The sequence below is a fragment of the Frankia sp. CgJB1 genome (assembly GCF_977947065.1).
In genome coordinates, this window is the sequence record NZ_CDWTNB010000177.1 from 1 (window position 1) to 8,277 (window position 8,277).

At 71.2% G+C, this 8,277-nt stretch carries 7 protein-coding genes and 1 pseudogene; 4 read left to right on the forward strand and 4 right to left on the reverse strand.

Going from position 1 to position 8,277, the window contains the following annotated elements; translation table 11 throughout:
- Window positions 1–236: 236 nt before the first annotated feature.
- Together AC08OT_RS16850 and AC08OT_RS16855 are read left to right on the forward strand one after the other, a co-directional pair.
- Window positions 237–1,292, forward strand: a complete 1,056-nt coding sequence (locus AC08OT_RS16850) for a class I SAM-dependent methyltransferase (protein WP_476594522.1) — start codon at window positions 237–239, stop codon at window positions 1,290–1,292.
- Window positions 1,207–2,283 (forward strand): LLM class F420-dependent oxidoreductase, encoded by a 1,077-nt coding sequence (locus AC08OT_RS16855; protein WP_476603017.1) that lies wholly within the window; start codon window positions 1,207–1,209, stop codon window positions 2,281–2,283. Before AC08OT_RS16850 ends, AC08OT_RS16855 begins: the two co-directional genes overlap by 86 nt.
- A gap of 75 nt (window positions 2,284–2,358) precedes the next feature.
- On the opposite strand, the gene AC08OT_RS16860 is transcribed toward AC08OT_RS16855, so the two are convergent.
- Both AC08OT_RS16860 and AC08OT_RS16865 read right to left on the reverse strand, forming a co-directional pair.
- Window positions 2,359–3,399: a universal stress protein gene (locus AC08OT_RS16860; protein ID WP_476594524.1), complete on the reverse strand. Its 1,041-nt coding sequence runs from the start codon at window positions 3,397–3,399 to the stop codon at window positions 2,359–2,361.
- 223 nt (window positions 3,400–3,622) lie between these two features.
- On the reverse strand, window positions 3,623–4,786 hold the full coding sequence (locus tag AC08OT_RS16865; protein ID WP_476594525.1) for an alpha/beta hydrolase fold domain-containing protein: 1,164 nt from the start codon (window positions 4,784–4,786) through the stop codon (window positions 3,623–3,625).
- A gap of 418 nt (window positions 4,787–5,204) precedes the next feature.
- Here AC08OT_RS16865 and AC08OT_RS16870 point away from each other — a divergent pair, with 418 nt between their 5' ends.
- Together AC08OT_RS16870 and AC08OT_RS16875 are read left to right on the forward strand one after the other, a co-directional pair.
- Window positions 5,205–5,792: a TetR/AcrR family transcriptional regulator gene (locus AC08OT_RS16870; RefSeq protein WP_476597865.1), complete on the forward strand. Its 588-nt coding sequence runs from the start codon at window positions 5,205–5,207 to the stop codon at window positions 5,790–5,792.
- A 189-nt stretch (window positions 5,793–5,981) separates the two neighbouring features.
- Window positions 5,982–7,484 carry an MFS transporter gene (locus AC08OT_RS16875; RefSeq protein ID WP_476594710.1) on the forward strand — a complete coding sequence of 501 codons (1,503 nt, stop codon included), beginning with the start codon at window positions 5,982–5,984 and terminating at the stop codon, window positions 7,482–7,484.
- 104 nt (window positions 7,485–7,588) lie between these two features.
- Here the strand turns inward: AC08OT_RS16875 and AC08OT_RS16880 are convergent, their stop codons facing one another.
- Window positions 7,589–8,074: a hypothetical protein gene (locus tag AC08OT_RS16880; protein ID WP_476603018.1), complete on the reverse strand. Its 486-nt coding sequence runs from the start codon at window positions 8,072–8,074 to the stop codon at window positions 7,589–7,591.
- Window positions 8,064–8,277, reverse strand: a pseudogene (locus AC08OT_RS16885) (ParA family protein); the annotation flags it as partial. The gene AC08OT_RS16880 and the pseudogene AC08OT_RS16885, both read right to left, overlap by 11 nt.

The following is an 8,277-nucleotide window of genomic DNA, read 5'->3' on the forward strand; positions in this document are numbered from 1 at the left end:
CGATCCCTTAGTGCTGGTAACAGCACCGTGATGCCTCTGGACCAGCCGCCGCGAGCCGACTGGAATGGGTCGCGGTCCGGGACGCGGAAACTGTTCGCGACAGTGAAAACCAGGTACGACAGTGGAAACCACGCAGGAATCGGTACCGCCGTGCCGGACCGGAACTGGTCCGCAACCGGTCTAGGACCTGGCCGCGACCGCCCGGAACTGGCCCAGAACCATGCCCAGGGGAGACGATGACCAGTACAACGGGATCCGATGCGGCCTTGGCGCCGGCGCGAGACGTGATCGCTATGCAGCGTTCCGCGCCCGACACGTCGGTCGGATACGTCCAGGGTATCCTCAGCCACGACATCTCCACGGAACTCGGCCGGCTGCAACTGCTGGAATCACAGGTGGACCCGGCCACGCACGCCGTTCTCGAGGCGCGGGGAATCGCCGATGGAGGGCGGTTCCTGGAAATCGGTGCCGGTGCGGGTTCGGTCGCCTACTGGCTGGCCGACCGGTTCCCCGGCGGGGAGGTGACTGCGGTCGACGTGAGCACGAGTTTCCTCGACGACGCCGGCCGGTCGAACCTGCGGATTGTCCAAGCGGACGTGCGCACCCACGACTTCGAGCCGGGTTCCTTCGACCTCATCCATGCCCGCACCGTCCTCATGCACATCCCCGAGCGTGAGGAGGTGCTGCGGCGGCTAGTCTCCTGGCTGGCCCCGGGCGGCTGGCTGGTCACTGAGGATCTCGTGCTGTCCCCGGTCGACTCGTCACCGCACGACGGATTCCGGCACGCCTTCGAGGCGATCGGCCAGGCGATGGCGTCGTCGATCGGGTCGGACCTGTGGTGGGGGCGAACGCTGCCGGCGCCGCTGACCCGGGCGGGCCTGGTCGACACCGGTCTGCACGCCACGTACTACCCGGTTGGCGGCTCCAACGAGATCGGGCGCCTGTGGCGTGCGACGTTCGGCCAGTCCGCCGACTACCTCGTCGACAGCGGCCTGCTTACCCGTGCCGATCTCGACTCGGCCCTGGCCCTGCTCGCCGATCCCGACTTCCTCGACCTCGGGCCCAGCATCATCGCTGCCTGGGGCCGGCGCCCCCGGCCTGAGCTTCCGGGCGCGGGAACTCCCGCCCTTCCGTCTCTGTCCTCTGTCCTCCGTCTCCGCGACGACCATCTGACCGAACACCGTCGACCACCCGTGAGGTACTCCCGTGACCACTCCGCGTTTCGGTGTCACCCTTCCTCTGCCCGGCATCCCGCTGCGGGACCATCGACGCATCGTCACGGGACTCGCTGACGCCGGCTACAGCGACGTGTGGACGGCCGAAGGCGGAGGCGTCGACGCGTTCACCCCGCTCGCGGTCGCCGCCGCCTGGGATCCCCGGGTGCGCCTGGCGAGCGCGATCGTGCCCGTCCACACCCGCGGCCCGGCGGTGCTCGCCCAGACCGCGGCGACCCTGGCCGATCTGACGTTCGGCGGGCTTGTCCTCGGCATCGGTTCGTCGGTGCCCGCCCACGTGACCGACCTCAACGGCATCCCGTTCGACGAGCCCTTCCGTCGGACCCGGGACACGCTTCGTTTCCTCACCCGGGCGCTGCGCGGCGAGGTGGTCTCCGGCGCCTTCGACACGTTCGCGATCCGCGGCTTCGTCCTACCGAATCCTCCGATCGAGACGCCGAAGGTCATCCTGGGAGTGCTGCGGCCCGGCATGCTCAAGCTCGGCTTCACCGAGGGGGACGGTGCCGTCACCAATCTGCTGTCCTCCGAAGATCTGATCAAGGTCCGTGCCGCCGTCGGACCGCAGCCAGCGGGCAAGGAGCTGGTGGTGAAGGTCTTCGTGAGTCCGAACGCCGATCCGAACGCCGATCCGAACGTCGCCCGCCGCGACAGCCGGCCGTTCCTCACCTGGATCCTCAACCAGACCCCTTACCACGCCTTCCACGAATGGCTCGGCAACGGCGAACGGCTCGCCGAGTCCCACGAGCGCTGGACCGCCGGGGACCAGCGTGGTGCCGCCCGGGCGCTACCCGACGAGGTCATCGACGCCCTGTTCATCCACGGCACGCCCGAGCAGTGCCGCGACCAGATCGCCGGGGTCACCGCGGTCCAGCTCTACGTCCGCCTGACTCCGTCCTTCCTGCTCGGAGCGTGGGACACCGCCGGATCGACCGGATCAGCCGGATCAACTGGATCGGCTGGCGGGGGAGAGCAGGATCTGGCCGAGCGGGTCCTCGGCCTGCTGAGCACGCTGCGCCCCCGCATCCCCACGCCGGCTGGCATCGGCTGATCGACCTCGCCGGACGGACCGCGCCGGTTTCCCGACCACGGGCCGCGCCGCTACCGACCAGGGCCACCGGGGCCGCTACCTGACCACGGCCACCGGGCAGTGCGCGTGCAGGACGCACTGGTGGCTCACCGAACCGAGAAGCAGTTCGGCGAAGCCGCCGTGCCCGCGGCTGCCGACCACGAGCAGCTGCGCGTCAGCCGAGGCCCGCAGCAGCGCATGGGCGGGGCCATCGACGACGGTCTCCTTCCTGACGGGGATGGGCAGCCCGCCGGCGTGCTCGGTGACGATCGTGGAGACGGCCTGGTCGAGGGTCTGCCGGGCCTGCTCCGCCAGCGCCGATCCGATATCGGCGTAGCTCCCCGGGTAGATCGGGATGTCCAGGTGCCAGGCGTGCACGACGTGCAGGGCGCTCTTGCGGAGCATCGCCGCCTCGACGGCCCACCGTAGTGCCGTGAGCGAGGGGGCCGAGCCGTCCACGCCGACGACCACCGGCCGGTCGTCGATGCCGACGGGCTGGTGCGCGCCGCCGCTCGCCACGCCGCCGCTCGCCATATCGCGGTCATGCTTTCCGGACCGGTGCCTGCCGGATCCGGCGGCCGGGGCGACCGGCCTTACCACGACGACCGGCAGGGAGGCATGGTGCACCACACCCTGGCTTACCGAGCCGCTCACCAGCCGGTGCAGGGCCCCGTGACCGCGCTCGCCGACGACGATCATCCGCGCGTCGGCCGCGGCCCGCAGCAGCTCCGGGACGGGACTGCCCTCCTCGACCCGCCGGATGATCCGCACTGTCGGATCGCTGACCCGGGCGGCGGTCAGCGCGGTGTCCAGAACCCGCGTGGCGGCGTGCGCCAGACCCTCGCGGTCGGCGTTCGCCGCGGTCTCGAAGACCGGCCGCGGTTCGCCCATGACGTCCCATACCAGTACCGCGATCACCGGGACCAGGCGCTGGGCGGCCTCGTCGCAGGCCCACCGGATCGCGGCGACGGACGCGGGTGAACCGTCGACCCCGACGACGATCCCACCGGCGGCGGACTCCGCGTCCGCCGCCTCGACGGCCTGCCCGGCGGGGCGCGCGTACCCCGCGGTGTCCGACTGTGCCGCGGTGTCCGACATCCCTATCACCCTCTCGCCGTGTTGCTCCCCGTCACTGCCATGGTTCCGCCTGAAGGTGACCCCCGCGACGTGACGCGCGGGGTGAGCCGGTGGGGCCTGCGGCCGGTCATGACCCTGCCGGATGGCCCGCGGCCTGAGGCCAGAGAGATGGCCTGAGGTCGGAGAGGTGGCCTGAGGCCGCAGAGGTGGTTGGTCGACGGAGCGCCGGGTGGTGTGCCGGCCGTCAGCGGCCGATGGTGCGGTGCAGGAACGCCAGAACGACGCCCATCCGCTCCCGGGCCGGGAAGGCACCGCCGTGGCCGGCGCCCGGCACGATCGTCACGTCCACCGCCGGCGCTCCGGCGGCGCGCAGCGCGTGGGCGAATTCCAGCGACTGCTGGTGGGGGACCGTGCAGTCCGCGTCCCCGTGCTCGATCAGGAACGGCGGCAGCGGCCCGCGGCTCAGGTAGTTCAGGGGGCTCGCCACCCGGACCAGCTGGGGCACGGCCGTCACGGTGCGGCCGAGGAACCGCGACTCCGGCGAGTGGGGCTGGTCGTGCTGGGCGTCAGCCACGGTGCACCGCTCGTTCGCGCGCAGCTGGGCGTCCATCGAGGCGAAGTTCACCGGGCCGTAGAAGTCGACGACGGCCTGGACGTCGCTGGACACCCCGGGATTGCCGAGCCCCGGGTCGTCGAACATCGCCACGCCGCTCGTCGTGCCCAGCATCACCGCGAGGTAGGCCCCGGCCGACGCGCCGGTCGCGGCGATGCGGGAGGGGTCCAGGCCATAGGTGCCCGCGTGGGCCCGCAGCCAGCGGACGGACGCCTTCACGTCCTGGACCGCGGCCGGGAACTTTGCCTCCCCGGACAGCCGGTAGTTCAAGCTGGCGACGGCGTACCCGGCGTGGACGAGTGCTCGGACCACCGGCAGGTCGTCCCGCTTGTCGCCGAGCATGAACGCGCCACCGTGGATCGTGAGTACCACCGGCAGGACCGTCCCGGGGGTCACCTGGGCCCCTTCGGCACCTGCCGTCGGGGCCGGCGGGGAGGGACGGTAGAGATCCAGCCGCTGTGCCGGCGAGACCGGCGCGTAGGGCACGTCCCGCAGGACCCACATGCCGCCGGACTCCTCGGGCGTGCCGGCCTGCGCGGGTGCGCTGTTCGGGCCACCCGGGCCCGACGCTGTCGGCGACGCGGGGCGAGGGGCGGAGCCGTGCCGGGAGCACGCAGCCAGGCCCAGGCCGAGCGCGAGCATGCTGCCGGTGGCGGCGGCGAGGAATCGGTGCTGGGCGGAGCGGATGATGACAATTCTCCCTTCCGGAGGGCCGTCCGCGGGACGGGGATCGGCCGGGCAGGGATCGGCCGGGTAGGGGTCAGCGGGGACGGAACTCTCGCCTCCGCCAGTCATCATGCCCTGCCGCTCTAACCGCCCCGAACATCCGATCGCATGATGAATCCCTTGATCTTGGCGTTTGTCGATATTCTAGGCGGACGGCCCCGGGTGTTGTCCGTTCGGGACACCCGGATCGCGGCCGGAGCCGGAGCCGGAGCCGGAGCCCGGGGCCGGGGCCGGGGCCGGGGCCGGGGCCGGGGCGGGTGACGGGTGGCAGATGTGACCAGCGCCACACGGTGTGGGGAGCTGGCATTTTCAGTACAGTACGGTACTGTTTCTATGGTTAGGGTAATGTTCATTGCGTCTTCTCCTCGGCGTCGCGGCCATGCGCGTCGACTCCGGAGAAGCGTCCGAGACGGAAGGGTGAAGACCGATTTCCCCGCCGAGTGGCGCCGGGCCTGGCCGGCCCCGGGACGATGCCCGGGAGCGGGCGATCCTGGACGCCGCGCTGGAACTGCTCGTCGAGGTCGGGTATGAGCGGATGAGCATGGTCGCCGTCGCGGCCCGGGCCCGGGCCAGCAAGGCGACGATCTACCGCCGATGGTCATGCAAGGACGAGATGGTCGTGGAGGCCCTGCGGCGGCATGGTCCCGGCGACCGCGTCCCGGCTGACACCGGGTGCCTGCGGGACGACCTGGCCGCCGAGGTGCGCCTCATGGTCGACACGATTACCGGTCCCGACGGTGCGCTGCTCATTGGCGTGCTCCGGGCCGCGAGCGAGTCCCCGCGGCTGGCTGCGGTCGTGCAGGCCAACATCCTGCAGAACAAGGCGAAGATCGGCCGCTGCATGTTCGCTCGGGCCTCGCAACGGGGGGAGATCTCTGCGTCGGCCGATTTCGACGTGATCATGGAGATCGTCATGGCGATGATTTTCTGTCGCCTGCTCGTCACCGGTGAGCCGCTCGACGGCGCGTTCGTCGATCATATGGTGGACGACGTGCTCATGCCGTTACTGGCTGGCCGGCCCGGAACGACACTCCGGCCCGGAACACCCCCGTCCGGGGCCAACTCGAACACCTGAGCTATTCTCGGCTCGAATGCTCGTTCGATAGCCCTGCCCCTGTCACCGTCGCGTCACCGACGCCGCCACGGACCGCCCGGTCCCGGGGCGCCGTCCACCGGCACCATCCCCACCGCACCGGGTCGCCTCGCGCGAACTCGTGGCGTTCGTTCGTCCCCGTTTCAGGTCCGATCGGCTAGGAGCTTCCCTGTGACCACAACCCTCGACCACCAGGCGGAGGACCGTCCGGTGGACGCGGCGGACGGCTCGCCCGATCCACGGCGCTGGCTCGCGCTCTGGATCATCGCTGTCGCGCAGCTCATGGTCGTCCTCGACGCCTCGATCGTGAACATCGCGATCCCGCACGCGCAGGCCGATCTCGACATCTCCACCGCGAACCGGCAATGGATCGTCACCGCGTACACCGTGGCCTTCGGCGGTCTGCTGCTGCTCGGCGGGCGCGTCGCCGACTACCTGGGGCGCAAGCGGGCCTTCAGCTGGGGACTCCTCGGTTTCGCGCTGGCCTCGGCGCTGGGCGGCCTGGCCCCGAACGCCGGCCTGCTGTTCGCCGCGCGGGCGCTGCAGGGTGCGTTCGCGGCCCTGCTCGCGCCGGCCGCGCTGTCGCTGATCACCGTCGCCTTCACTGAAAGCCGCGAGCGGGCGAAGGCGTTCGGCGTGTACGGAGCGATCTCCGGTGGTGGCGCCGCGATCGGTCTTATCGTCGGCGGCCTGCTCACCGAGTACGCCTCCTGGCGATGGTGCCTGCTGGTGAACGTGCCGATCGCGCTCATCACCGCGGCTCTCGCGCTGCCCGTGGTGCGCGAGAGCCGGGCGCAGGGCAAGACCCGCTACGACCTGCCCGGCGCGGTGACGGTGACCGCGGGCCTGGTGGCCTTGGTCTACGGCTTCACCGTGGCCGCCGAGGACGGCTGGGGCGACGCCCGCACCATCGGGCTGCTGGTCGGTGCGGTCGTGCTGCTCGCGGCCTTCGTCGTCATCGAGTCCCGCACCAGCGCGCCGCTGCTGCCGCTACGGGTGCCGTGGGAGCGCAACCGCGGCGGCTCGTTCCTGGCCTCGCTGCTGACCGGGGCCGGCCTGTTCGCGATGTTCCTGTTCCTGACGTACTACTTCCAGCAGACGCTCGGCTACGGCGCCCTGAAGACCGGCTTCGCGTTCCTGCCGTTCAGCGGCGGGATCATCGTCTCCGCGGGGCTGGCCAGCCAGCTCCTGCCGCGCGTCGGGCCCCGGGTACTCGCCGGCGCCGGCACGACGCTCGCGGCGGTCGGGATGGCGCTGCTCCTCGCGATCGGGACGGATTCGAGCTACGTCGTGCACATTCTTCCCTCCGAGCTGCTGATCAGCATCGGCATGGGCTTCTCGTTCGTGCCCCTGTCGAACCTCGCGCTGATCGGGGTCGCCCCGCACGACGCGGGGGTGGCCAGCGCGCTGGTCAATACGACGCAGCAGATCGGCGGGTCGCTGGGCACCGCGTTGCTCAACACCGTCTACGCGACGGCCGTCACCAACTACCTGGCCGATCACGGGCGGGGTGGGAAGGCCCTCCTTGACCAGGCGCAGATCGAGGGCTACACCACGGCGTTCCTGTGGGGAGCCATCCTCATCGCGCTCGCTGCGGTGGTGATCATCGTGCTCATCCGAGCCGGGCGGGAGTCGACCGCCGACGTCGAGGTCGTCCCCGCGCACGCCGGCTGACCCGTCCGCGCGGCACCCCGTCCGCGCACCCCTTCCTCGTCCGTCCGGGACAGGCCAGGAAGGGCCGCGGGGCGCTGGGGGCGCTGGGGTGGTGATCGGAAATCCTACAGTTCGGATTCCCCGGCCAGCATCGCCCGGGAGCTGAGCCGGAAACCGATGGTCCCGTCCACGATTTTTCGAATCACGGTGGCTTTCGGATCCCTGCCGCCGACCCCGTCGACACCCAGGGCGCCCGCCAGGGCCCGTAGCTGCGGGACCGGGATCCGGCCCAGGGCGGCCAGGTGCTCCCGGGCTTCCTCCCGGCTCGCGGCGGCGACCAGTGTCGCGTGCAGCTTCTCGACGTCCACGGACGCCGGGAGCCGGGAGCCGTCCGCCGCGGCACGACCGCCCGGGTCTGCTGCCGTAGCCGTAGCCGTAGCCGTAGCCGTGGGTGTGGGGACGACCGCGAGCCGCGCCCGACCCGCCATGAGATCGTCGAGCTGCCGGACGTCCAGGGTGTCGAGCAGATCGGACGCCTGGCGCAGGAGAACGGCCCCGAGACGGGCCGCATCCCGACCCGGGTGGCTGGCGGGCCGACTGTCAGGAGCCATGGTTCGCCGTCCGGATGCGTTTGAGGAACTCCTCGACCAGGCTCTGCAGTTCCCAGGCGAGTTCCCGGCTGAGCTGCTCGGTGAGAATGGCGGGGAGCTGGGCGCGGGCCGCGCCGGCGAAGTGCTTGTTGCTCTCCCGGAGCATCGCCTCGAAGACGGGCAGCCCGAGGCTTCTGGTCTGCGCTATGGGATCGTCATTAAAT

Excerpts from the sequence above, each read along its gene's own strand:
- AC08OT_RS16850 (WP_476594522.1), top strand. The coding sequence starts at position 237 with ATGACCAGTACAACGGGATCCGATGCGGCCTTGGCGCCGGCGCGAGAC.
- AC08OT_RS16880 (WP_476603018.1), bottom strand. The coding sequence starts at position 8,074 with ATGGCTCCTGACAGTCGGCCCGCCAGCCACCCGGGTCGGGATGCGGCC.
- AC08OT_RS16860 (WP_476594524.1), bottom strand. The coding sequence starts at position 3,399 with ATGTCGGACACCGCGGCACAGTCGGACACCGCGGGGTACGCGCGCCCC.
- AC08OT_RS16865 (WP_476594525.1), bottom strand. The coding sequence starts at position 4,786 with ATGACTGGCGGAGGCGAGAGTTCCGTCCCCGCTGACCCCTACCCGGCC.